Annotated in this window: 21 protein-coding genes and 1 pseudogene; 5 read left to right on the top strand and 17 right to left on the bottom strand. The window is 61.2% G+C overall.

Annotated elements, in window-relative coordinates; translation table 11 throughout:
* Positions 1–13: 13 nt before the first annotated feature.
* Complete coding sequence (locus ACZ1HH_RS19665; protein ID WP_472635723.1) at positions 14–1,435, bottom strand: phospholipase effector Tle1 domain-containing protein; 1,422 nt, start codon at positions 1,433–1,435, stop codon at positions 14–16.
* 309 nt (positions 1,436–1,744) lie between these two features.
* On the opposite strand from ACZ1HH_RS19665, the gene tnpA reads away from it, so the two are divergent.
* From tnpA to ACZ1HH_RS19645, 4 genes and pseudogenes are all read left to right on the top strand, one after another.
* Positions 1,745–2,155 (top strand): IS66-like element accessory protein TnpA, encoded by a 411-nt coding sequence (tnpA, locus tag ACZ1HH_RS19660; RefSeq protein WP_472635111.1) that lies wholly within the window; start codon positions 1,745–1,747, stop codon positions 2,153–2,155.
* Positions 2,149–2,502, top strand: a complete 354-nt coding sequence (tnpB, locus tag ACZ1HH_RS19655) for an IS66 family insertion sequence element accessory protein TnpB (RefSeq protein ID WP_168595277.1) — start codon at positions 2,149–2,151, stop codon at positions 2,500–2,502. The genes tnpA and tnpB overlap by 7 nt, the downstream gene beginning before the upstream one ends.
* 54 nt (positions 2,503–2,556) lie before the next feature.
* Entirely contained in the window at positions 2,557–4,101 is a 1,545-nt protein-coding gene (tnpC, locus tag ACZ1HH_RS19650; protein WP_168610441.1) for an IS66 family transposase, read from the top strand.
* 34 nt (positions 4,102–4,135) lie between these two features.
* Positions 4,136–4,369, top strand: a pseudogene (locus ACZ1HH_RS19645) (WGR domain-containing protein); the annotation flags it as partial.
* 231 nt (positions 4,370–4,600) lie between these two features.
* On the opposite strand, the gene ACZ1HH_RS19640 reads toward ACZ1HH_RS19645, so the two are convergent.
* The 16 genes from ACZ1HH_RS19640 to ACZ1HH_RS19565 all read right to left on the bottom strand — a co-directional run bounded on the left by ACZ1HH_RS19640 (position 4,601) and on the right by ACZ1HH_RS19565 (position 20,006).
* On the bottom strand, positions 4,601–4,888 hold the full coding sequence (locus tag ACZ1HH_RS19640; protein ID WP_007120620.1) for a DCL family protein: 288 nt from the start codon (positions 4,886–4,888) through the stop codon (positions 4,601–4,603).
* Positions 4,889–4,906: 18 nt separating this feature from the next.
* Complete coding sequence (locus ACZ1HH_RS19635; RefSeq protein ID WP_472635724.1) at positions 4,907–7,528, bottom strand: DEAD/DEAH box helicase; 2,622 nt, start codon at positions 7,526–7,528, stop codon at positions 4,907–4,909.
* Complete coding sequence (locus tag ACZ1HH_RS19630; RefSeq protein WP_037210173.1) at positions 7,525–8,472, bottom strand: HamA C-terminal domain-containing protein; 948 nt, start codon at positions 8,470–8,472, stop codon at positions 7,525–7,527. Before ACZ1HH_RS19630 ends, ACZ1HH_RS19635 begins: the two co-directional genes overlap by 4 nt.
* A 258-nt stretch (positions 8,473–8,730) precedes the next feature.
* Positions 8,731–9,726 carry an ATPase, T2SS/T4P/T4SS family gene (locus tag ACZ1HH_RS19625; protein ID WP_472635725.1) on the bottom strand — a complete coding sequence of 332 codons (996 nt, stop codon included), beginning with the start codon at positions 9,724–9,726 and terminating at the stop codon, positions 8,731–8,733.
* On the bottom strand, positions 9,726–11,150 hold the full coding sequence (locus ACZ1HH_RS19620; RefSeq protein ID WP_472635726.1) for a TrbI/VirB10 family protein: 1,425 nt from the start codon (positions 11,148–11,150) through the stop codon (positions 9,726–9,728). Before ACZ1HH_RS19620 ends, ACZ1HH_RS19625 begins: the two co-directional genes overlap by 1 nt.
* A 2-nt stretch (positions 11,151–11,152) precedes the next feature.
* Positions 11,153–11,875, bottom strand: coding sequence for a TrbG/VirB9 family P-type conjugative transfer protein (locus tag ACZ1HH_RS19615; protein WP_472635727.1), 723 nt, complete (start codon positions 11,873–11,875; stop codon positions 11,153–11,155).
* A gap of 5 nt (positions 11,876–11,880) precedes the next feature.
* On the bottom strand, positions 11,881–12,558 hold the full coding sequence (locus tag ACZ1HH_RS19610) for a VirB8 family type IV secretion system protein (protein ID WP_472635728.1): 678 nt from the start codon (positions 12,556–12,558) through the stop codon (positions 11,881–11,883).
* Positions 12,559–12,578: 20 nt separating this feature from the next.
* Complete coding sequence (locus tag ACZ1HH_RS19605) at positions 12,579–13,592, bottom strand: TrbL/VirB6 family protein (RefSeq protein ID WP_472635729.1); 1,014 nt, start codon at positions 13,590–13,592, stop codon at positions 12,579–12,581.
* A complete protein-coding gene (locus ACZ1HH_RS19600) occupies positions 13,593–14,018 on the bottom strand; it encodes a hypothetical protein (RefSeq protein ID WP_472635730.1) in 426 nt (141 codons plus the stop codon). It abuts the gene before it with no gap.
* A gap of 8 nt (positions 14,019–14,026) precedes the next feature.
* Positions 14,027–14,794, bottom strand: a complete 768-nt coding sequence (locus tag ACZ1HH_RS19595) for a type IV secretion system protein (protein WP_472635731.1) — start codon at positions 14,792–14,794, stop codon at positions 14,027–14,029.
* Complete coding sequence (locus tag ACZ1HH_RS19590) at positions 14,791–15,903, bottom strand: lytic transglycosylase domain-containing protein (protein ID WP_472635732.1); 1,113 nt, start codon at positions 15,901–15,903, stop codon at positions 14,791–14,793. The genes ACZ1HH_RS19595 and ACZ1HH_RS19590 overlap by 4 nt, the downstream gene beginning before the upstream one ends.
* Positions 15,904–16,105: 202 nt before the next feature.
* Positions 16,106–18,499 carry a VirB4 family type IV secretion/conjugal transfer ATPase gene (locus ACZ1HH_RS19585; RefSeq protein ID WP_472635733.1) on the bottom strand — a complete coding sequence of 798 codons (2,394 nt, stop codon included), beginning with the start codon at positions 18,497–18,499 and terminating at the stop codon, positions 16,106–16,108.
* Positions 18,474–18,752, bottom strand: a complete 279-nt coding sequence (locus tag ACZ1HH_RS19580; RefSeq protein ID WP_487320544.1) for a VirB3 family type IV secretion system protein — start codon at positions 18,750–18,752, stop codon at positions 18,474–18,476. Before ACZ1HH_RS19580 ends, ACZ1HH_RS19585 begins: the two co-directional genes overlap by 26 nt.
* Before the next feature lie 4 nt (positions 18,753–18,756).
* Entirely contained in the window at positions 18,757–19,038 is a 282-nt protein-coding gene (locus ACZ1HH_RS19575) for a TrbC/VirB2 family protein (protein WP_472635735.1), read from the bottom strand.
* Between the two features lie 16 nt (positions 19,039–19,054).
* A complete protein-coding gene (locus ACZ1HH_RS19570; RefSeq protein WP_472635736.1) occupies positions 19,055–19,732 on the bottom strand; it encodes a lytic transglycosylase domain-containing protein in 678 nt (225 codons plus the stop codon).
* Entirely contained in the window at positions 19,692–20,006 is a 315-nt protein-coding gene (locus tag ACZ1HH_RS19565) for a hypothetical protein (protein WP_472635737.1), read from the bottom strand. Before ACZ1HH_RS19565 ends, ACZ1HH_RS19570 begins: the two co-directional genes overlap by 41 nt.
* Positions 20,007–20,138: 132 nt before the next feature.
* Between ACZ1HH_RS19565 and ACZ1HH_RS19560 the strand changes: the two genes are divergently transcribed.
* A complete protein-coding gene (locus ACZ1HH_RS19560; protein WP_487320543.1) occupies positions 20,139–20,720 on the top strand; it encodes a hypothetical protein in 582 nt (193 codons plus the stop codon).
* Positions 20,721–20,875: the final 155 nt, after the last annotated feature.

Raw genomic sequence — 20,875 nt, 5'->3', positions numbered from 1 at the left:
GTCGACTAGTCCCCTATTCGTCGTAGTAGAATTTCAAGTCGCGTCGCTCTTTCAACTGGGCAGGTCGGTAGGGCTTAACCTCGCCACACTGGGCGACGGCCTTGGCTCGCATGCGCTCTTCGACTGAAGGATGGAGTGGGAAGTCGTCGCCAACTGCGCGAATTCCCTTCTTCCAGCGGATGCGGAGGGGGCCAAATGCTACCATCGCGTCTTCGCGGTGCTGCAAACCCAGAGGGTCAGGGGCGCGGTTCAAGACGTTCTCGTTGATCTGGATCGACGGAACGCAGTCTTTCAATTCGTCGACCATCCAATCGAGGGCGATGTCGCTCAGGCGGGACTCTGCCTCTGGATAGCTTCCGCCAATGTCGCTATGGCAGCCTGGGAACCAGACCTGCTTCAGCCACTTCGGCTCTCGATCTTTGGTCTCAATCGCGGCCGCTTTTGATGCCCATCCGACTCTTGGAAAGTCCGCACGGTCCTCGTCGATCGCCATGGCGTGACGGGCGTGTTGGACATCGGGATCCAGCCACTTGTCGTAGTTGCGCTTGTTCCACGCCGCGAAGTGACCTGTCTTGAGCATCTGCGGCCAATCCGTTGGGCGCCAGAGCTTCAGTTTGCGCTCGGGATCGTCCGAGAAGTATTTGAAGTTGTCGAGCAACAGGGAACCAAGCTGCCAAAGAAGCGCAGCTAGTAGTGCGCCGAGTGGAACAACCAAAAGCCAAGACCACCCGAGTGCAACGCCTGCGGCAAAAGCCGCCCCGACCCCGAACGTGACGCCCCAGACCAAGGTGCGGACAACTGCCGTTCGCAGTGATGCCACCGTGTCGAAGACCCCGATGAATGTTGGCTGAACGTTTCCCTGATTGTCTTCGCCAACAAGAGGAAAGCTCGAATACTTCTTGCGGAATCGTTTGCCGAGCTCTTCACGGTTCTTGAAGTAAGGTTCTTGTCCGCGCGGTTTTCCAGCACCTTGATTATACACGAATTTTACAGCGTCGTTGGCGATCTTGCGCAATCCGGGACCGTGACGCGGGACCGGCGAACCATCCGGCATCTGCGTCGGGACACCGCAGAGGTTCATAACGTTTGCCAGTGCTCTTACTGTGTAGGCCCCGCGCGAGAACCCGAACAGCAACACTCGGTCGCCGGGCTCGTAATGGGCGATGATCTGCTCGTAGCAATCGATGATGTTGTGGTCGATGCCAGTTCCGACGGCGCTTTCCAGGATCGGCTTGATCCGACCGAAAAACCCACCGCGTTCTCCTGTCCCTAAGCCCGGGTCGTAAAAAGCCACTTGGTCCTTCGGGCTAATTGGTGAATCTGGGCCGGGACGCATGGCTCTATACATCTTGTAAACATTCGACAGCCGTTGGTCCGGCCTGGCGCCACCCATCTGGCCGGTTCCGTCCGAGAATATGCAGATGTTCTTTACCATTTGTCGCCCTATTCAAGAACACGAAGTACAGTCGAAGTCCTAAACCTGCAGCAGTTCTGCCAAGCTAGGGGAGAGTGCAGCGGAAATGTTTCGCCCGAGTCGGGAAAAATTAGAACATAGTGGAAACACATATGTCTACCTGATATTGTGACACATGAGAAGGGATTGCCCAATATGTTGGATAAGATGCAGCAAATGGAAGTGTTCCCTACGACAGTCGATCTGTAAGCGCTGTCCCGGCCCCACGTTGTAGCGCCTATCCCGTACTGCGAGATCTTGCACATCTCACAGTGGGGAGTGCGTTTCGCAATGTGCACTACAAATTCGTTTCTCAAATCGTTGGGCGTGGAGATCTACGCGTCGGGTCACCGGCGGTGGCCGGATGAAGCCAAGGCCCGGGCAGTGGCGGATACGCTCGAACCGGGCGCGACAGTGAATGGCGTGGCGGCGCGGTATGGAGTCTTGCCAAACCAGCTGTCGGCCTGGCGCCGGTTGGCGAAGCAGGGGAAGCTGGTGTTGCCAGCAGCGGAGCTGGACGAACCGGTCTTCGCCCCGCTGGTAGTCTGCGATGTGCCGGAGGTGCTGCCGGAACCGGACATGGCGGCACCGAAAGAGGTGATCCGGATCGTCTCAGGCGAAGTCAGGATCGAGCTGGCGCCCGGCACGCCCGCGACCCGGATCGCCGAGATCGCGCATGCGCTCGGGACCTCGCCATGCTGATGCCCTCACAGGGCCTCCGGATTTTGGTTGCGACAAAACCGGTGGACTTCCGCAAAGGCCATGACGGCCTGGCAGCGCTCGTGCAGTCGACGCTTGCCGAGGATCCGTTCACGGGCACGGTCTTCGTGTTCCGGTCGAAGCGCGCCGACCGGTTGAAGATCCTGTTCTGGGACGGCAGCGGACTCGTGATGGCCTACAAACGGCTGGAAGAAAACACCTTCACTTGGCCCGCGATCCGCGATGGGGCAATGACCCTGAACCGGGCGCAGTTCGAGGCCCTGTTTGCCGGTTTGGACTGGCGCAGGGTTCGATCTCTGGAGGTGCGCCGACCGGCTGTGGCAGAGTGACTCAGCCTATTGAATAACCGGGCATTGGCGCCCCGGGCCCGGTATAATCCAGCCATGCCCGACGCCCCGCCCATCGACCTGTCCGCGATCCCTGAGAGCCAGCGCGCCGCCGTTCTGGCGGTGCTGCAGGAAAACGGCGCCCTGAAGGAAGCCAACCGGCGGCTCGAGCATCTCGTGGCCGAGTTGAACCATGTCGTGCATGGCAAACGGTCCGAGAAGCTGAGTGATGACGACCGGCAGCTTGCCTTCGAAGACCTGGAAACCGCCGTCGCCGAGGTCGAGACCCGCAGGGAGCAGGCCGCCCCCTCCACCCAGACCCCGCGCGCGACACGGCAGCGCAATCTCGGCCATCTGCCCGCGGACCTGCCGCGCATCGAGCGTGTCATCGAACCGGCGAGCCTTGAGTGTCCTTGCGGCTGCGGCCGCATGCACCAGATCGGCGAGGATCGGACCGAACGTCTGGACATCGTGCCTGCGCAGCTTCGTGTGCTGGTCGACATCCGGCCGAAGTATGCCTGCCGCATTTGCTCGGACGGGGTCACCCAGGCGCCCGCCGCGCCGCGGCTGATCGAGGGCGGTCTGCCGACCGAGGGCGCCATCGCTCATGTGCTGGTCTCGAAGTTCGCGGACCACCTGCCGTTCTACCGCCAAGGCCAGATCCTGGCGCGCTCCGGCATCCAAGTCGACCGCAGCACCCTGGCGGACTGGGCAGGCACCGCCGCCTTCCACCTCGGCCCCGTGGTCGACCGGCTGGCGGAACACATCAAGTCCTCCGGAAAGCTGTTCATGGATGAGACCACGGCTCCGGTCCTCGACCCCGGACGCGGCCGAACCAAGACCGGCTACCTCTGGGCCCTGGCCCGCGATGATCGCGGATGGGGCGGAGAAGACCCGCCCGGTGTCGTCTTCACCTACCAGCCCAGCCGCGCCGGCGCCCACGCGGAACAGATCCTTCAGGGCTTCGACGGTATCCTGCAGCTCGACGGCTACACCGGTTATGACCGGCTGACGCGCCCGTCCCGCAAGGGCGGCGCGCCGATCACGGTGGCCCACTGCTGGGCGCATGCGCGGCGCAAGCTGAAGGAGGTCTTCGACCGCGACGGCTCGGAAATCGCCGCCGAGGGCCTGCGCCGGATCGCTGAGCTCTACCGCATCGAGGCCGAGATCCGGGGCATGGGCCCGGGCCAACGTCTGTCGGCCCGTCAGGCCCGCAGCGCGCCCCTCGTGGCCGAGTTCGGTGATTGGCTGCAGGCACAGCGTCTGCGTATCTCGGCCAAGTCGCGCCTCGGCGAGAAGCTGACCTACATCCACCGCCAGTGGGGCGGCCTGCAGACCTTCCTCCACGACGGCCGCGTCGAGATGGACTCCAACGCCGTCGAAAACCTGATCCGCCCGATCGCCCTGACAAGAAAGAACGCACTCTTCGCCGGCCACGACGAGGGCGGCCGCACCTGGGCCCGCATCGCCTCCCTGATAGCCACCGCGAAGATCAACGGCGTCGCGCCCTTTGCCTATTTGAAGGCGACCCTGGAAGCCATCGCCGCCGGTCACCCGGCCAGCAGGATCGACGAGCTGCTACCTTGGAACTTCACCCCGTAAAGCTGAACAGGCGTGGGGTGGCGACAGCGCTTACGTCGATCTCAAGCGGGTCGACCTGTCTATCAACATGCGGCGCTTCTATAGAATGAGTGTTCAACCAGACCTGTTTGGCGGCGCATGCCTCGTGCGGGAATGGGGCCGTATCGGGTTTCGAGGGCAGATGATGATCGAATTTCATGATGACGAGGGCAAGGCTGTCACGGCGCTCATGAAGCTCCATGCTAGCAAAAAGCAGCGAGGGTATAGGGCAGCTGTGGCGCAGAACTAAGATTGAATTTTAGAGAAGAAGATTTCGCATAGCATGTATTTCGCGTTTGTTTTCGGCAACCGGATCCTCCACCTTTCGGCGGTCCAGAATCCGTAGGCAGCTTAAGACCAACCGGGCACCAGTCATGGCTTGATCAGAGCCCAGTGGCAGGTCACCGCACACTAGGAAGAGCATAAACTCGAATACGAGCCAATTAATGAGCGATAGCCGATGGCAGCTCTGTGTTGATGATCAGTAACACGCTCGAAAGGAGAATTTTTCTGTCGTTCCATCGACGCGGTTGACCCAGAAGCAGCGCGTTCCGTAATCCGCCGTTCTTACACTGAAGCTTTCAATTCCCGGGCCGATCTTTTCGGCGGCTTCGGGATGCATATGCATGAGATGCGTTAGTATTTCGGCGTCTTCATTGGTTACCTTGTCACCCAGTTCATATTTGTACAGCATATCCCTAAAAAAGTCGTTTGCGTCTCCTTTCCTCGCGAATGAGAGCGATCCGATCTCTACTGGCTTTGCGGGCATAATCGCTTCCTCTCTACTCTATTCGCTGAATTCGTGGCCCGCTTCCGGATCATCAAGGCCCGATACCTGCAGCGTTTCCCTGACGATAAGGTTAGGCAGGTCCATCCCGGCGAAATTCGGGCCATGCTGATTAATCCAGGCCAGGCAACCTTCCTTGTCCAGATCGTCGCGCGCAATCTTCTCATACAAGGCCACCGCAGACATGCGGGAAAGCCCTAGTTCCATTAATGAGAGAAGCGTGATGCTGGAGACGCCAAACTCAAGCGCTATCCCGATGTCAAAGTCTTCATCAATCAGGTCCTCGCGCTCGGCTTCAGTTAAGAACAGGCGGAGGACATCCATATAGGCGGAAATATACTTCGGTGCCTTGAATCTTGCTGTCTCTTCCACCATGCTCATCGTTTCGCGAATGAGCACTGGAAGCTTGAACGATCTGTTGTTTCGCTGCTGATACTCTATACGCTTCCTGATAATTGCAGCCAAAGACAATCCTTTCAGCCACTCGACAACCACGAGCGCGTGCAGGGGAATGAGACTGTCTGGCAGGAAGACAGGATACAAATTTGCGTTAATCCGTCGCATGACGGTGACGTACCTGTCGTACGCATCGACGCTTTCCGAAGGCGCGAGCAGCAGATTTTCGATATTGCCTTCGTACTTTCGAAAAGCTTCCAGCAAACGCTGTAGGCCCACCGCGCTGACGCCTGGATGTCTTACTAGAACATCCTGCGTAATATTGATCAGCGCCGAAATACCTTCGAGGCTTCTATCGAGTTTCCGGAGCGCATCTGGAGAATGCCGTTTCGCAAATCCGGCATCGGAAAGCGTACCAAGACGAATATATGTATTGAGGAGGTAAGCCCCGACCTGTTCGAATTCTTCGCCTTGCGCAAGATCGGCCAAAGAGTCGATGTTTCTGTTCTCAAGATACGCAGCCAGTTCATCGGTGGAAGATATAACGACGTCAGTTTCTCTCTTGATCGGGTAGCGTGAGCGCTTCGGCACGCCGACGGGCCATGCTTTCTCATCCTTTGGATCGATACAGATAATATTGCCTTGGAATTCGTTTCCCCAGCGACCGGCCCGTCCCGCGAGGTTCCAGAAGTCGTGCGGCTCCATCGGGTTCCCACGGCCCTTCCGGGGACCGCGCACAACGATGGTCCTGCAAGAGAGATTTACTCCTTCAATCAGCGTCGAGGTGCAGGCAAGAAATCTTATCTTGCCGTCGCGGAACAGCCTCTCAACCTCGGTGCGGATGAGAGAGGGCATGTTTCCATAGTGAAAAGCGACACCACGTTCGACCAGCGGCGCGAGCTGATAATTACGGTGGACCCCTTTGCGGGCCAGATCAGCCAGGTCCAGCAATTCCTGATCATCTGTCTTCTCCGAGCCTTCCAACTGGCTGATAAGGAGCGCGACGTCCTCCGCTTCAGCCGCGCCGTTGCAGTAAACCAGTGTGCCGCCGCGACCGCCTGCCGCCGCTGCGATGAACGCCAGCCTTTTTTTCAGGCCCGCAGGCTTGTTTGACAGTTTAAGCGTGCCCAGTGGTATGGGTGAATCGCCCCAGACAAGGTCCAGCGACCACTCCTTGGGCTTCCGAGGCACTTGCTCGGCTAGGATCACGTTCTGCAGAACGGTTGGCATATCGGTATTGACCGACGTTTTCGGCATATCGTTCGGCGCATCCTCAAGCAGTTCTCCGGGATTTTGTGTCGAAGGACTTACAAACACGACCTTCATCATCGGGTTCTGCCGAGACACCCGCTCGATTGCATCCTGCAGTATTACACCACGCTGATTGTCTCCGATCTTGTGCGCTTCATCAACAATGAGAAGGTCTACACTGAAGTCCTCCCCGAGAAGATTGACAAGCAGGTGCAAACGCTCCTGCGTGAATACGAAGACGGCTTTCTTGTCTCCCGTCGTAGATGAGAAATAAACTTCCGTCAGCGGTAGCGACGTGATCTCGATGCCGGTCTCCGACTGACATAGCTCCTTCAGACTGAGTTCAATCTCACTCACCAAAGCCCGGGTTGGGGCAAGGTAAACGGCGATCTTTGTCTTGCTCGTGCGAACGTGATCGAGTAGCCACTGCAAAACGAGGTAAGTTTTTCCGGACGCGGTTGGCGCGGACGCTGAAAGCCAGCCGGCGCCGGAAGAGGCGCCCGCCCATAGTTCTTTCTGAAAATCGTTGACGCCTATCCATTTTCCGCTCGATTCAAGGAGTATCGAGTCCTCGAAACGTCTTCTGTTGGCTTCAAGGCGCATCGACACGCCCAGTCTGCCCTCAAGATCGGGAGCGATCCGGTTTCGCAGTATTGCCAGCTCGACGGACCTGCGATTGGACAGCTTTTCGAGGAGGACAGCCCCCGCATCCCGCACTTCCGGCGAAGTTTCGAGTGTGACGGCAGCGGTTGCGATCCGCAGCGCCGCCTCCTGATGCGTTCGTTCGGTTGATCTGGCCAAAAGGCTTCCGGCCAAAAGAAGCTGCTGCCAGTCAAAGCTCTTCTTTGGGTCAGCGGATTCATGGATTGCGTCCAGATTTGTTATCTCAGTCGCCACTGTGATCTGAGTCAACCTAATAATATCATCACGAAGCGCCTCACCCGTCAGCCAATCAAAGAGTTCGGTATCTTTCATTTCTTAATACCCAGCGCCTTAAGGAACGATGCGCGAAACCCATCCGCCGAAGGCACTGGCACGCAGAAAAACTGAATGTCGAATTTGTCGAGTTTCTCCACCGATAGTCTGTTCTTTACATTCTTCACCCATTTTTCCATTTCGTCATTCGCCGCCTTCAGGATGTCCTCCCCGATGCCTTTTGCATCATCTTTCGGATAGAAATCCGCATCGAAGGCGATAAGCGCGATCCCGCAATATTCGACCCTGTTCGATAGCGGTGAGGTTCGGTCGAAATATTTCCGGAATGCGGCCGTAAGTTCCGGATCACTGAGATCGGCTTTGTCGCTGAGGAGCACGAGATCCCGCTCGCGATCAGCGCCTTCGTGGTCCGTCTCCACGAGGAAAGGGGCAAGTGATGAAAGGCAATCTCTTATGGCCGCTGTAGGGTCGCCATACACCTTTGACTCGCCCCAGAAAAGTTTGAGAAGGCCGTTTTCGTTTACGGAAGCATAGACGCCGTCCGCACCATGATAGTGCATGTGAGAGTCGGTCTTAAGGTCCATCTTACAGAGCACCTGAGGAACCTTGAGAAAGCGCTCTGCGAGTAGGAAGAGCAGCATCTCGCCGCCTTCGCCAGTATTGGCAAGGTCCGTAAAAGTGCCGATTGCCTCGTGGTGCAGGGCTGCAACCGCGCTTCCGGACTTGAATCTGGCGTCCCGCGCCCGCGCATCATCCAACCGCGATTTCGGGACGGCATAATCGATAATTGAGTTGCGCATAAATTCCGCAAGACGCTCCGGCTTGACGCGTCCGTTCCCATCCACAGTCAGGCAATGACAGTGTAGACGGGCCACGCAATCTTTCAAGAGCACGTCCCGTTTAACAAGCTGGAGATGAACACCCAACTCTTCTGGATCGCCCGAAACTATATTAACCAAATCTTCTGGAAGTACTTGAGTCAGTGGTCGCCTCCTTTCGTTTTAGGGTGGTTGTGCCGACCCCGCTGCTGCTCGCATAGAGAGTATCATACGTAATTCAGATAGTTAGGTTTTTCTTCGCGCTGCGGTCAAAGAGATTGTGCGATACTCCTTCAACGCCCCAAGGTCCGGAGTGTCACCGCTGCCCGTTGCTAATACGTCAGCTGTCTCCTTTTGGCGTGAACGCTACACTTCGCCTTGCGGACGTTCAGTTCAGCGTTGCAAACGGCTGCATCGCGCCGTCTATGTCGGTAGTTTTCTCGACCCCGGCAGATAGAACTCCGTAATCCCCCGCTTCCCCTCGGCCCGCCCGAGCTGGACGATCACATCGATGGATTTCCGGATGTATTCCCGAACCTCGGCGAATGTCAGCGGCGTCCCTGCCTGCAGCACCATGATCGCCAGCCGGTCGATGGCCAGTCCCGCGGTTTCGGCGTGGATGGTTGAAACCGACCCACCATGGCCGGTGTTGATCGCCTCGAGATAGGTCAGGGCCTCGGCGCCGCGCAGCTCGCCGACGATAATCCGGTCCGGTCGCATGCGGAGGGAGGCTTGGAGGAGGGCGTTGGCGCTGCGTTGCGACCCGGCACCGCGGTCGGCCAGAAGGGCGACGGTGTTCGGCTGGCCGGGGAAAAGCTCGAAGGCGTCTTCTATGGTGATCAGCCGCTCGTGCTCACCCACATGCGTCAGAAGGTGGCGGGCGAAGGTGGTCTTGCCGGTCGAGGTGCCGCCGCTGATCAGGACGTTGAGCCGCGCCTCGACCAGGGTTTGCAGCGCGGCCTCGAGGTTCTCTTCGGCGAGACTGGCGATGTTCTTCATTTTCTCGGCGCGGAGCGCATCGAGCGAGACGGCCTTGCCGAAGAGATAGGTGGGTGAGTAGTCCCGGACGCTGCCGGAGGCGAAAAGGCGGATGGTGATCGAGGCCCCGCGATCGATGGCGGGCGGCACTGCGACCTGGACCCGGAGAGGACGGCCTGCATATTCCACCTTGCCGGAGACGAGGGGGTTCTTTTCAGAAACGCGGGCCTTGGCATCGCCAACGATGGTCTGCGCCATGTTGAGGGCGGTGGTGCGATCCACAGTCTGGCCTTCGTGGCGCATGGTGGCGTCACCCGCAACCTCGAGCCAGACCTTGCCGTCCGGGTTGATCGCGATCTCGACCACGTCGTCACGCCTTAGAAGGTCGCGGAACGGGTCGAGATAGCGTTCGAGGTAGGAGGCTGGCGATGCCTGCTCCATCAGTAAATCACCACATCCCTGTCAACGAGCACGGTGACCGCGGCCCCCTGATCGACATAGATCGTCGGTGCGATTGAGACCTGGTCGGCGATGACCGATCCGACCGCATCCTGCAGGTCGCTGCCGACATCGCCCAGAACGATGCTTGTGGTTTCATTGTTGGCGCTTTCGGCCGCTACGGCCGGTGCCGCCCCAATCACGGAGATCAGCGCCGCTCCGCCGAAGCGCTCGGCGAACTTGGTGTCGACCAGACCGGTGAGGCCCGAGCGCCCGAGCTGGTCCCCGCCCACGGAGGCGATTTCCATCGAAGTGCCGTCCGGGGTGAGGACGCGGGTCCAGAGGATCAGGATGCGCTTCTGGTGCATTTCGATCCCGGAGCGATATTGGCCGAAAAGGCGGGAACCCCGGGGGATGAGGATCCGGTCCCCGGAAAACGCCGGAACCGGCTCAGAGACGACCGCGACGACTGAGCCGGGCAGATCGCTGTTGATGGCGGTCTGGAGCGCCGCCTGGATGACGGACCCTTGGGTCAGCGTGCGTTCGGGATGGGTGAGGCGGGCGGCCTCCTGCACTTCGAGTGGGCGCGCGCTTTGCAGGAACGCTTCATTGCCCGAGAGCACCGGCCCCCCGGTTCCAGCGGTCGCCGGATCGGCCACCGCCGCGCCACTTTGGCCACCCCGCGGACCGTCGGCATAGACCACTGCGGGGGATTTGATCTGCGCGGTCAGAAGCTCCTCGGCAACCCGCTCGGCCTCGCGCAGGCGCTGCTCCTCTTCCTGCCGGCGGCGTTCTTCGAGAAGGCGCTGGTCGGCGATCAACCCTTCGCGGTCGAGCGCGGCCTCGAGCCCCTCGCGTTGCGCTCGTTCGGCATCAAGCATGGCCTGCAGCCCTTTGATGCGGGTCTCGGTCTGGCGCTGCAGGTTGGCCAACTCGGCCTCCTTCTCCGCTATAAGTGCTTTCAAAGCCGCCTTCTGTTCGTCGAAGGCTTCGCGCAGGTCCGCGACGGCGGACTGGATTTCCGAGTTGCGCGCGGCCTGGCTGGCGGCGAGGGCCTCGCGGAGCTTGGCGATCTCGGCCAGCACTTCGGCGCTCGGTTCCGGGGCAGGGGCGGCGGGCACATCAAGCGCTTCCTCCACGGCAATCAGCGCATCGTTGACCCGTTGCTCGGTCTCATCGGGCGGGAACTCCAGCCGCCCGCCGGTGCCGGGGCGGCGGTCCTGGAAGGCTTCGACATCGGAGGTCTCGAGTGCGCTGTCGCCCTCCTGCAGACCGGTGGCCAGGAAGTACGCGACCCCGGCCCCGCCGAGGGCGAGGGCAGCGGCGAGTGCGCCGACCCCGAGGCCGTTGCCCCGGCGTTTGGATTTGCCGCGCTGGCTGAATTGATCGAGGCGGTCCTGAAGATCGGGAGGGGTTTGATCGGCCATGGTCAGTTGCTCACATAGATGGCGCTCTCGTCGCGCCAGGCGCAGATCGCCTCATCGCCAATGCGCAGCGTCCAATAGGTGTTCACCCCGAGCACCCGGACCGTGTTGCCTTGCTGGGTCCAGTTCACCGTGCGTTCGCGACCCTGGTCATCGGCCTTGAAGAGGGCGGGCTGACGGGCGTTTTCCAGGAACACGAAATACGTATAGCGCCCGTCGTCATAGATATGGCTGGGGCGGAAATCCCCTTCGCCCGAGACGCGGTAGTTGTAGTTCCTCGGCGCCTCGAAGCCTTTGGGCTGGGTCGCACCCGCCGCGCGGCGCTCCTCATCGGGGTAGCGGAAGCGCACCTCGAAGAACATGCCGGTGCGGTTCGGGATCGAACCCTCGCGCAGATGGAAAGAATAGGTGCGTCGGTTGGTGATCACCGTCATGTTGGTCGAGGCATTGGCCACATGCGGTTTGATCGTGAGCACATTGCCAAGCTCGGGGATTGGATCGACCTGGAAGCTCTCAGTGTCGCCGACGATCACTGCTTCAAACCGCTCCCCCGCCCCGAAATGAATCGTCGTCGAATGCCGAAGATCGGTTTCGATCCGGTAGACCTGGTTTTCATTATAGACGGCGGTGCGAATGCGGATATCGAGCGGGCCGCCTTGCGGCGTGGCCTCGGCGAAGGCAGCAACAGGAAGGGCAAGCGCCAGAAGGAGCGCGGGCAGGGTTTTCATCTTGGTCAGTTCTCTAGGGTCTCGGCGTCGACGCGGTAGGAGGTCACCACGAAGCCCAAGGGGTTGGCCCAGACGTCCTGAAGGCGCTGGCGGGTTTCGGGTTGGAAGTCGTAGCCGACAGTGGCGACGTAAGACCGGGTCACGGTGCGGGTGTCGCGGGGGCGGCGCAGCGTACGGGTGAAGCGGACCTGGGCCACGCCGCGCTCGATCTGGTTCACCGATTTGATCACCACCTCGATCTTGGCGTCGCGGCCATAGACGGTGATCGGGTAGTCCTCGTTGGTGGAGGACCAGAGATCGCGCAAAGTGCGGGCGGCATCGCCATCCGAGCGGTCGAGCACCGAGTTGATGCGTTGCTCGCCATCGGTCAGGTCATAGGTCTCGCGGTCATCGACATAGGCCACGAGGTTCGCCTGAATGATGGCGTCGCTTTCCGAGAGCGTCAGGGCCTGTACGGCGGCGGCCCGGTCCATCTCGCCGGTTTCCTTGTCGACGACGACCACGAAGGTCTCGGTCGATTTGAGCGGAAAGAGGCTCGCGCCCGCGACCATGCCGGCCACGCCGACCAGCACGCCTGCCGCCGCAACGAACCAGGCGAAGCGCTCACGCCGCCGCGGCCCGTAGATGAAATCCGCCTCGAAAGCGTCGCGGTCAGGCGCGGAGGAAATGGTCACAAGCTTCATCAAAGTCGTCGTCTTTCACGTCAGGGTTTGCGGAAGGCCTTGGCGGCGGAGAGAAGCGCGCCGGGGCTTTGCCGGATCAACTCGCCGGTCTTCACTACGCCCGCATTGGCTATCTGGTTCAGTTCCTGCGGGGATTTGCCGGTGCCGAGGCGCGAAGCGGCACCCGTGCCGTACTCCCGCGTGTTCACGAAGCCCTGACGTGCGAGGCCCGTGAGGCCCACGGCATTGGACGCAATTCCGACAACGCCGGTGAGGTTGGAGGCGATGTAAGGCACTGAAGCCATGATTCCGGCGCTGAGGATCAGGATGACGAGGAAGGGCAGGATGAGGCTGACGGTCTCGACGTCGTTTGGGTCGGCGGAGGCATCGCCGATGGCCTCTGCGATGGCGACGATGATGCCTGCGGCGCCTGCGGCGGCGACTGGCATGAGCGCGTAACCGATGGTGGCGCGGGTCCAGGCCTCGAAGAGGGACTGGGTCGGTTTGAAAAGCGAGGTCACGATCATGAAGGGGGCGATCACGATCATGAGCGCGAAGACGATGCGGGCGAAGGCGATAATCCCTGCGGTGACGGCGGCAAAGACGGCGGAGAGAACAAAGAAGATGGCACCCAGGACCGCGCCGAAGACCCAGCCCGCCCGGTCGCCGATCGTGTCGCCATAGGCGGTGATGCGGGCAACCATGTTGTCGAGGCTCTCATAGACCCCAGCCTCGTCGCCCGACCCGGTGAGCGCGAGGATCGAGGCGCCGACGGAGTCGGGCACGCGCGTGACTATGTCATAGATGACGCTGAAATTGTCCCAGCTCTGCGCGAAGATCCCGACGAGGGCGACCTTCATCCCAAAGGCAAAGCCGGTGCCGAAGGGAAGGGGGCGGAGTTGCATCACCGCGTTGATCCCGAGGAGCACGACAAGGAGCGCGGCCCCGGCGGAGATCACATCGCCGACAGCACCTGCCGAAGAGACAAAGCCGTCCTGCGCCACGGTATCCACCGCCGCGTCGACCTGGCTCAGAATGTCGCGAATGACCCCCATTTACTTCGCACAGGCCTCCACAACTTGAGCCTCGAGCGCGTCCGCCGTGGCGTAGAGCTCGAGCACCTTGAAGGGCAGACGCGGATTGTCCGAGGTCTGAAACCGGGGCAGGGCGGTGAGCGCCTGATCCCAGGTGAATGTGTCCAAGAGGCAGGTGCAGCTCTCCGACGCCAGCGCCTCTTCGGCGATCAGGATGCGCAGGATCGCGCGGTAGCCGTTGCGCAGATAGGCGGTCTCGGCCAGATCGGCGGGCGGTTTCGGGACACGGCATGCGTCGGCCTCGTCCCGGGCGATGGCCATCGAGCTGAAGGGCGTGTCGCTGGACGGATCCGTGCTCGGGGTCTGGGCCAGCACGGCACAGGGCAGGGCAGCCAAGACAAGTGCTGCGAGACCAAGAGACAGGATTGGCGCCAAGCTGCGGGTCATGGATTGTCTCATGGATCCACCGCCATCGAGCGGAACTTGCGCTCGTCCGCGAGGGTCGCGGCATCGACGACGCCGAGTTGACCGGCGCTGACGCCCTGGGCCGCTTCCAGCCGCCAGATCTGGGTCAGGATGATGCCGAGCTCGGCAGTGACGCGGGTGTTGAGATCGACGGCGGCCTTTAGGCCGTCCTGATCGTCGATGAGCCCGACCATGGTCTCGAGCCGTTCGAGGCTTTGCCCTGCTTCTTCATGGCTTGCTTCGGCCGCGACAGACAGCATGGCGCTGGCCCCGGCCGAAGTTGCGATGCGGTTGTCGGCGGGCTCATCCGAGCCCGAGAGCGTGCTTAGACGTTCGGAAGTAAACCCGCTGCCCGACAGAACCCGTTCAACCGAGGCCGAGAGTTCCGCGCCAGGGTTGAAGCCGTTCAGAAAATCGCCGCTAGCCAGAGACTGAGCGGTATTGAGCGGCGCGACTAGCTTGCCTTTCAATGCACGGAAATCTTCGACCGTGGCAAAGAGTTCTCCGAGCCCGCTGCCCTCGATGAGCGAGGTCAGTTGCGCCTCGAGGTTCGTCAACTGCGACAGCTGGGTTTCCAGTTCCAGCCGCATGGTCGCGAGCTGCTGCATCTGGACATTCAGGTCCTCGGCCATGTGCTCGAGTTGTGCCACGAGCTGACCAAGCTGTGATCCATCAAAGGTCGGCACGCCTTGAGCCGAGGCGGGCTCAGAGAGTCCGAGCGCGACGACCGCGGTGGTCACCAGAAAATATCGTCTCATTCCGAAACTCCCATCTGCATGAAGTCGCGCTCGGCCAGCCGGTCCGCAACGAGGTGCTGCGCATAGGCCGCCTCGCGCTGCTGGTTTGCCGCCATCAGCCGGACACGGAGATTGAGGATGCGGCCGATCTCGGCCTTGGCGTAGGTGTTGAGCTCCCAGGCCGCCTTGGCATTGGGTTGCGCGTCGATCTGCAGGATGATCGCGCGGAGGCGATTGATGACCTGTTCGGTCGTGGCGGAGCTGTCGGCGGCGTAATAGACGCCGACCTCGGAGATGCTGGCATATTCGGCGAGCGCAAAGTCTGAAAGTGAGAGCGTGCCGAGCGCATCGGCACCGCCCACGACAGCCAGGTATTCGTTGTAGAATTTGGAGATATTGCGCACATAGCCTTGGGTCTCGGCAAAGGGCGGGACGCCACCGTACTCAATGACCCGGCCCGGCCCCGCGTTATAGGCTGCGAGCGCATGGGGGATATTGCCGAAGCGATTGAGCTGGGTGGTGATGTAACGCGCACCGCCGCGGAGGTTGTCTTTTACGTCATAGCGGTCGACACCAAGGTCAGACGCGGTGCCAGGCATGAGCTGGGTCAGACCATAGGCCCCGACCGGGCTTTCGGTTGAAACGTTGAAGCGGCTTTCCTGCTTGATCAGGGCCTGGAAGAGGCAGCGCCACTGGGTAGCCGAGAGACCGGCGCGGGCCACACCCGGAGCGCTTGCGAACTCACCCGCGACCTCGACGATCATCATCTCCACCGTCTCCCGGCCTTCGCCGAAAAGACGGCTATTCATCGGGCTCGCATCGGTATTGGGATAGACCGCCGCCACCCCGAAATCCGCATTGCCCTCGAGCGCGCGGATATCGAAGCCGGGGCCGGTGATCGCAGCGGTCATCTCCTCAAGGACGCGCAGCTGGTCGGCCTGGACATCTGCCAGCGTCGACTCGGTCCGATCCTTGTCCTGCTGGACGCCCAGATCCTCGGCCAGTGCTGTCACCCGCGCGATGGCGCGACCGATCGCGGAATTGTCCTGCGTCGGCACGCCCTGGGCATGCGCGGGCAGGGCACCAAGCCCGAGGCAGAACCCTGCGGATATGATTGCCGTGCTGCTCATTCAGGACTGGAGAGGGGCTCAAAGGTGCAATTCGGTTCGGCTGAACCCTGTTCCGAAGTGCTCAAACTCGCGAAGGAAAGTGCAGCACGTGCCACCTGTGGTTCGCCGTTTCGCCCGAAGCAGGGAGAGGTTTTTTCGGTGTAGGTCTCGCAAGCAGCGAGAAGGCCTGCGGCGGCGCAAAGCGCGAGAAGGGGTTTCAAACTCATATCACATGTCTCCAGAAATCGGGATTGGCGCGCCAATCGGCGGGCACACGCGCCTCGCCAGTGGCGCCGCCGCCAAGGATGGGGAGAAGGCCTCTAAGCGCGGAGAGATCGGCATCGACGAAGACGCTGTCGCCCGCCGAGCGCACCAGCGCGATGCGTTGGCCGATGGTGGGCTGCACCAAGAGTGCCGCCTCCTTGGCGTTCACGCGCAGGAAGTCATAGTCCGAGACCGTGGCGCGGTCGTTCGGGAAGAGGATCTGCGTCGGCACCGTCTCGACGATGGTCTTGCCGACGCGGCTGTCGCGCAGCTGGCTCGGATATTGCGTCATCATGATGACGACGCAGTTCATTTTCCGAAGCGTGACCAGCCAGTTTTCCAGCCGTGCTCCGAAATACGGATCGTCCAGAAGTTTCCAGGCCTCGTCGAGCACGATGATGGTGGGGCGGCGATCCTCGACCACGCGTTCGATCTGGCGGAAGATGTAGGAGAGCACCGCCATGCGTTCGGTCGTCATGTCGAGGATCTCGGTCATGTCGAACCCGACGATGTCACCCGTGAGCTTAAGGCCCGCGCCGCGCTCTGGTTCGTCGAAGACCCAGCCGAAGCGCCCACCTGGCGCCCATTCGGCAACGCGGCTCTGCAGCTCGCCATCGTCATCGAGCGATTGAAACAGGGTCTCGAAACTGGCGAAACGCTGCAGGGCAGCACCCGCATCGGCGTTCTGGCCGACCGCGCTCTGGATGTGGCGGGATTGCTCGCCCGAGAGCGTGCCGTTGCGTGTGAGAAGGGTCGCAAGCCAGTCCGAAAGCCAGGCGCGACCGCGCTCGTCGGTCTCGGTCGCAAGTGGATTGAGGCCCGTGGGAACACCGGCCCGGATTTCATTGTAGCGGCCGCCAAGGGCGCGGACGGCCATCTCGAGGCCGCGATCCTTGTCGAAGAAGAAGAGTCGCGCGCCGACCCGTTGTGCCTGAGCCGCAAGGAAGGCCGTCGTGAGCGTCTTGCCGGTGCCGGTGCGCCCGAGCACAAGCGTATGGCCAACCGTTGGTTCCTTGCGGGGGCTTCCCGCCTCGTGGAAATTGAAGCGATATCCGGAGGTGCCGACCGTTGGCAGGATCGAGATGGTCTGACCCCATGGTGACTGGTCCGGCCCCCGTCCTTCGACGCTGCCATGCAGGGCTGCGAAATCCGCGAAGTTGATCGAGGAGATCGGCGTTTTCCGCGCCCGGTAGCCGAAATTACCGGGCGATTGCGCGAAGTAGGTGGCTTTCAGCGCCATGTTTTCCCGCACGATGACGGACATGATCTCCTGACCCACGCGTTTGATCTGGGCAGCAGCGCGCTCGAGCGTGTCGCGGTCTGGGGCATATACCGCGATGGAGAGGTGATGGTCGCCAAAGGCGATGCGCCCCGCCTCCTGATCGTCTGCTGCCTGGCCGAGTTGTTCACGCAGGGAGACGGCGGCATCGTCGGAGGCATGCATCTGGCGGATGATCCGCTGGATGCGTTCGGCCATGATGTTGTTGGGGATCGGGCTGAAGGAGTTCGTGAGCACGATGTCGAGGGGCAGGTCGAGCGCGTCGAGCAGCGTGACATCCGTGAGCGCCGGATATGTCTTCATGGAAAAGAGCGCACCGTATTTGACCTGACCGGTCACGGCGTCGGTCAGGGTGACGACGTCGCCATCGAAGGTCGCACGGCAATTGCTCAAAGTGTGCGAGAGAGGCAAGGCGCTTTGCCCGAAGGCAATGGGAGAGAAGCTACCCGCGTTCAGCGTATTGAGATAGCCTAGCCATTCACCACCCGACGTCGTGAGCCTGACGGGGTTGGCCGAGGCAAGCGCCACCTCGAAGAAGCCCATGACCTCGTTCAGCTCCTGCAGGCGCGTCGCGCGGTCCTTGACCCAGGCCTTTCGGGCCAGCGTCCGCAACAGCGGAATGCGGGCCGAGATATCAGGGCGCCGAATGACGCTGAGATAGAGTTGGCGCTTGGCGGGGCGCAGGTCTTTGACATGGGCCTGCCAGCGCGCATCAATCGCGGCGGCGAAGCTGTCGCCCTCGATGGGGCGCATCCCGAGATCCTGCGGCACGGAAATCCGGTGGATGTAGAAGCCGAAGGCGTTGCCGGTCTGGGCGACGATGGCCGCGACCGCGCGTTTGAGCGCGTCGAGCCGGGCGTCCTCAGTGGTCATCGGGTTCAGACCATCAAGGCGCAGGGTCGCCAGGAGATCACCCTCGCGCAGCACCATGACATTATCATCCGCGAGCGCGAAATAGGGCAGGTGTTCCGCGAGATAACTCTCCCGCGCGAACTCCCTGCCGCCCGCTTGGAGGAGTGCCGTTCCGTGAGTGGAAAGAGTGCCTGCATCAAGCGCCAAAACTGTCGCCTCCATGCAGGGCCCGGTTCTTCGTCGGGCGCACCGAGCCGTACGAGACGCGCAGGACCTCGAAGAAATGCGGCTCGCGGTCGGCGACGAACCAGAGGATAGGATAGGCGACGATGCCTATGAGGAAGAACAGGAGGGATTTCGTCCAGATGAACGGCAGAACGATCCCCATTCCCAGTACCACCAAGTAGCCGACGGGAAGTCCAAGGTACTTTGGTGGTCGGGCTAGTCCTAGGAAAAGAGGAGACCGTTCTGCCATGGGTTCACGCGAACCCATCCACGATGGTACCCGCTGAGAAGATCAGCACAATACCAATGATCACAGATGCGAACCAACCCCAGTTCAATCTTCCCATCATGCACATGAAACCGGTACCGATGACCGCGAGTGTGGAAACCGCGATCCCAATCGGACCGGTCAGCGCAGCCTCGACGGTTTCCAGCATGGTCTGGATCGGTGACAAGTCCTGCGCGAGAGAAGGGCTTGCGAGAGCCGCCAAGGTTGTGGTGACTGGCAAGAGGCGGCTGAGGCGATGTCGAAGCATGCGAAGTTCCCTTGTTTTACTGGAGTTCGATGAGGACGGGCGCGCGAGCAGGCACGCGGTCTGCGAAACGGATGTCTGGCCCGGAAACAGGCGTGCCTGCCAGCCGAGACCGAATCCGGTGGATGCGCATAATGTAGTCGCGGGTCTCGGCAAAAGGCGGGATGCCGGAATACTCGACCAGGCGGTGTGGGCCGGCATTATAGGCTGCGAGCGCCAGGTCGATATCGTTGAACGTTTCGAGTTGTGCGAGCAGGTAGCGCGCCGCGCCATCGAGGTTCTGGGAGGGATCGCGCGGATCGACGCCGAGCGCGCGGGCCGTGTCTGGCATCAGCTGGCCCAAACCAAAAGCACCCTTGGGGCTGACGGCGGTCGGGTTGTAGCTGCTTTCGGCCTCGACCATGGCACGGAACAGGATCTGCCAGTCGTCGGCACTCAGACCAGCTCGGCGCAGGGCACTGTTCCCCTGGTGGCGGACGGCAGTCGTCCGGATCAGGGAGAGGATGCCGTCGCGACTGGAAGGCGGCGTGGCCTCAAGCGAGGTCAGAACGACTTCGGCCTCAGTGCTATCATCTAGCCCTGCCCAGGCAGGTCGTTCGCCATGAAAGGTCCAGCCGGATGTCCGGGCCGTGCCGTCGCGGCTGAACGCGATGACGTCAGCCGCGCTCCTCGAGGGTGATGCGGTAGTCAGGACCAAAGCGCAGATCGCGCCCGTCACCGAACTCGAGATGATGTTTGAAGAGCCCCGGCCATATGTTGAAATACCGCGGCTCGGGACCTTGCGGGGTGATCCGGGTCGAGACAAGAATGGCTTCCGGCTCGCCCTCGCGCAGGTAAATGCACTGGTAGCGCGGCTTGCCATCGTCCGTGAACCCCACGAGTTCATACCGGCAGCGGAACGCGATGCCCTTCTCGGACAGGTCTTTGACACCATCGATGGTGATCAGGATCTGGTTGCGCGCTATCGGCATGTTCGGACTCTCCCCATGAGAGCCCTTCTACTTGCTGCGCTTAAATCCATAAAGTCATATGGAGTCAATACGACATATTGCAGATAATTATATATTGCACGATAGTTGCTGCAGCTTTGGCGGGAGAGCGACATGAAACGACAGGCGATGGCAGCTGCAATGGGAGTGATGGCGGTGTTCGGAGGCCCGGCTGAGAAGGCGCAAGCTTATGACATCGACTGCGCCATCATGCTCTGCATGGCCGGTGGCTTCCCCCCGAGCGCCGTCTGTGCACGGGCCTATCGCACCATGATCCGCCGCATCACGCCCTGGCCAAGCCTGCCGCCCTTCGGGGTCTGCACCTTTGCCCATGTGCCGGTCGAGTTGGGCGGACCCGGCGGGGAAGGCAAGCTCGACACGAATCTGCCGGAGTATGAATGGTTGAACCGGACTCATGTTATCTGGTTCACCGGCCGCTCCTACGAGCCGCGCGACGAGCCGCGTCAGTGGGACTGGTCGATCCGCTCCTGCGATCGCGAAAACCGGATCTGCCGCTATATCCAGCGGGTCTACGGATCCCACACGGCCTGGCCTGCGACATTCATCTCGGAAAGTGGACAAGAAATCGCCTATCCGACCAGCGGCAGTCTTTGGCACTTCTATTCCCGCAGCATCATGGTCGAATACGGCGACTACGAGGGCAACATGGGCCACTCGGAGTGGTTCTCCTACTGATCCGGAGCCCCCGATGCCTTGAGTGAGACAGGGCGAAGCTCGGCCAGACAAGTATCAAAGCGTTCCGGATCAACATGCCAACGGCGGCTCACCGAGCCATCATTCCAACGGTAATCGGTGAACAGGTGGATTTCTTGCACCCCGTTGTTCAGAAA

This window comes from Epibacterium sp. HA2-3, assembly GCF_055693725.2.
This window is presented reverse-complemented; position numbering and strand designations above follow the sequence as displayed.

What these genes read in the sequence shown, in the direction of transcription:
- ACZ1HH_RS19665 (WP_472635723.1), bottom strand. Translation starts at nt 1,435, where the DNA reads ATGGTAAAGAACATCTGCATATTCTCGGACGGAACCGGCCAGATGGGT.
- tnpA (WP_472635111.1), top strand. Translation starts at nt 1,745, where the DNA reads ATGTGCACTACAAATTCGTTTCTCAAATCGTTGGGCGTGGAGATCTAC.
- tnpB (WP_168595277.1), top strand. Translation starts at nt 2,149, where the DNA reads ATGCTGATGCCCTCACAGGGCCTCCGGATTTTGGTTGCGACAAAACCG.
- tnpC (WP_168610441.1), top strand. Translation starts at nt 2,557, where the DNA reads ATGCCCGACGCCCCGCCCATCGACCTGTCCGCGATCCCTGAGAGCCAG.
- ACZ1HH_RS19640 (WP_007120620.1), bottom strand. Translation starts at nt 4,888, where the DNA reads ATGCCCGCAAAGCCAGTAGAGATCGGATCGCTCTCATTCGCGAGGAAA.
- ACZ1HH_RS19635 (WP_472635724.1), bottom strand. Translation starts at nt 7,528, where the DNA reads ATGAAAGATACCGAACTCTTTGATTGGCTGACGGGTGAGGCGCTTCGT.
- ACZ1HH_RS19625 (WP_472635725.1), bottom strand. Translation starts at nt 9,726, where the DNA reads ATGGAGCAGGCATCGCCAGCCTCCTACCTCGAACGCTATCTCGACCCG.
- ACZ1HH_RS19620 (WP_472635726.1), bottom strand. Translation starts at nt 11,150, where the DNA reads ATGGCCGATCAAACCCCTCCCGATCTTCAGGACCGCCTCGATCAATTC.
- ACZ1HH_RS19615 (WP_472635727.1), bottom strand. Translation starts at nt 11,875, where the DNA reads ATGAAAACCCTGCCCGCGCTCCTTCTGGCGCTTGCCCTTCCTGTTGCT.
- ACZ1HH_RS19610 (WP_472635728.1), bottom strand. Translation starts at nt 12,558, where the DNA reads ATGAAGCTTGTGACCATTTCCTCCGCGCCTGACCGCGACGCTTTCGAG.
- ACZ1HH_RS19605 (WP_472635729.1), bottom strand. Translation starts at nt 13,592, where the DNA reads ATGGGGGTCATTCGCGACATTCTGAGCCAGGTCGACGCGGCGGTGGAT.
- ACZ1HH_RS19600 (WP_472635730.1), bottom strand. Translation starts at nt 14,018, where the DNA reads ATGACCCGCAGCTTGGCGCCAATCCTGTCTCTTGGTCTCGCAGCACTT.
- ACZ1HH_RS19595 (WP_472635731.1), bottom strand. Translation starts at nt 14,794, where the DNA reads ATGAGACGATATTTTCTGGTGACCACCGCGGTCGTCGCGCTCGGACTC.
- ACZ1HH_RS19590 (WP_472635732.1), bottom strand. Translation starts at nt 15,903, where the DNA reads ATGAGCAGCACGGCAATCATATCCGCAGGGTTCTGCCTCGGGCTTGGT.
- ACZ1HH_RS19585 (WP_472635733.1), bottom strand. Translation starts at nt 18,499, where the DNA reads ATGGAGGCGACAGTTTTGGCGCTTGATGCAGGCACTCTTTCCACTCAC.
- ACZ1HH_RS19580 (WP_487320544.1), bottom strand. Translation starts at nt 18,752, where the DNA reads ATGGCAGAACGGTCTCCTCTTTTCCTAGGACTAGCCCGACCACCAAAG.
- ACZ1HH_RS19575 (WP_472635735.1), bottom strand. Translation starts at nt 19,038, where the DNA reads ATGCTTCGACATCGCCTCAGCCGCCTCTTGCCAGTCACCACAACCTTG.
- ACZ1HH_RS19565 (WP_472635737.1), bottom strand. Translation starts at nt 20,006, where the DNA reads ATGCCGATAGCGCGCAACCAGATCCTGATCACCATCGATGGTGTCAAA.
- ACZ1HH_RS19560 (WP_487320543.1), top strand. Translation starts at nt 20,139, where the DNA reads ATGAAACGACAGGCGATGGCAGCTGCAATGGGAGTGATGGCGGTGTTC.